The organism is Helicobacter sp. 23-1044 (genome assembly GCF_053654695.1).
On record NZ_JBSIUQ010000026.1, the window covers coordinates 1 to 1,989 of the forward strand.

At 40.8% G+C, this 1,989-nt stretch carries 3 protein-coding genes; all 3 read right to left on the reverse strand.

Annotation, left to right across the window (positions count from 1 at the left end; translation table 11 throughout):
- Positions 1-22: 22 nt before the first annotated feature.
- A complete protein-coding gene (locus ACWIUD_RS11995; RefSeq protein ID WP_454149388.1) occupies positions 23-544 on the reverse strand; it encodes a hypothetical protein in 522 nt (173 codons plus the stop codon).
- A 385-nt stretch (positions 545-929) separates the two neighbouring features.
- Positions 930-1,811: an EamA family transporter gene (locus ACWIUD_RS12000; protein ID WP_454149390.1), complete on the reverse strand. Its 882-nt coding sequence runs from the start codon at positions 1,809-1,811 to the stop codon at positions 930-932.
- Positions 1,799-1,989, reverse strand: a 191-nt coding sequence (locus ACWIUD_RS12005; RefSeq protein ID WP_454149391.1) for a hypothetical protein, incomplete at its 5' end; no start/stop codon positions are given. The genes ACWIUD_RS12005 and ACWIUD_RS12000, both read right to left, overlap by 13 nt.

The following is a 1,989-nucleotide window of genomic DNA, read 5'->3' on the forward strand; positions in this document are numbered from 1 at the left end:
AAGCAAAATTCGCAGAATCTGTTTATTTTTTATACTTCGCAAAGTGCTTTTTCCCTGCTTGCCAAAGATACATATCTAATTGCTTTAAATCGCAATCCAAACCATAAAATGCCTTAAAATCATTCAACGCCTTTTTGAATCGCCCATAATCACGCAAATCCGCGCTTTTAAAGTCGCCAAATCTATCGCGCCTTTGAAAATAAAGCAACATTTTTTCCACATAGCTATCATAAATCGCAAAATCCGCTTCATTGTGGTGAGAGCAGAATTTTGTCGCAAATGAGTAAAAATGCTTCACTTTGCCATTTATGCTGACTTTTGCGATTTCGCCCACAAGGTTTTCATCGCCATTTTGCAAACGCAAATCAACGCCCAAAACGCCCTTTATATGCTTTGCCACCGCGAAAATATTGTAAATATTGGTGCTATAAAAGTCGTTAAGCGTGGCGACTTTAACCAAAATTTCGTCCAAATTATCATTGCGCGGGTAAGTGCGGTGAAATAGCGTGTATAGCGCACTTTCTTGTTCGCGATAATTTTCCATTGTCTGCCCTTTGTGCCACTCATCAACCCACTTTTGCATTTCACTTTGATTGGGCGTGGGGATATTTAGATTTGCCGTGCTAATGCGTGTGGTGCGTGGTTTTATGGCGTTTTGCTTTGAATCTACCGCTAAATTTGTGCTAGATTCACGCGAATCTAATAATTTATTGATTTGATTTTTCGGACATTGATTCGCAATTCTTTTAGATTTGCGTGGTTTGGATTGCTTTTGGCAAATCTACGATTTGCAACACATTGAGTGCGTTTTTGCGCTATGGATTTGACATTTCACACAAATCCAAAGGCGCGCTGGGGATTAAGGGGGTGGGGTAGATTTTGCAAATTGCGAGATTCTGCAATTCACGCAAAATTCACAAAATCACGCGTTATTTCTCATAATAATCTATGATTTTTTTGTGAATCACAAGCGATAATGCCATCAAAAAAATGCCAAAAATAACGCGCCAAAGGGCGTTTGATTCAAATAAATTCGCCCCGCCAAATCCGCCGAAATAAAATAGCAAATCCACCAAAATCGCCGCCGGGATTAGCGCATTATTCATTAACGCCAAAAATCCCGCATCCACCGCCACTGCGCCCTTATTCCACCACAAATATCCCACGCCAGAGCTCACAACGCCTAAATATATCAGCACCGCCCACGAAGCAAGATTCTGCGGTAAAAAGTCCTTATCGCCAAGCGCGACAAACGCCGTCCCTGTCACCACCATCGCGCCAAAATGAAAATATCCAAAAATGCTTTTTTGCGCTAAATTTTTATGCTTTTCAATCACCACTTTATACAGGCTCTGCCCCGCGCCAAAGGCGATATTTGCGCCCTGCACAAGCAAAAATCCCTTCCAAAAGTCCGCATTTACGCCACTATATTTAATCACACCTGCGCCAAATACGCACAGCGCGATACTACAAAGATATAGCGCACGAAATCGCCCAGCAAATAAATCATAAATCAAACTCACATAAAACGGCGTGAATATCGTCCATAGCGCGACTTCGGCGACTGATAAATACGCAAAAGAGTTGTAATAAAAAATATACATTATGCCAATTTGAAGCGCACCGATGGCAAATAATTTGAATTTCAAAGCATTTTGAATCGTAAAATCAAGCATTGGCAAAAATACCAAAAACGCCAAAAACACACGGAAAAACGCCGCAAAAAAGCTATCCATCTGCCCACTTATAAAATATCCAATGAGCGGAAACGAAAACGCCCAAATGATGGTGGTTAGGACTAAATATGGCATTTTGCACCTTGCAAATTTCTCGCGAAATCCATCATTTGCATATCATCGCATTCAAGCGTGATTTCCGCGCAGTCGGCATTAAAGGCGATATTCAAAATCGCTATACCCATTTTGTTTGAGAGATATTTTGCGTGATTTATGGCATTAAATGGGAGCGAAATTTTGTGCGTTTTTAGAT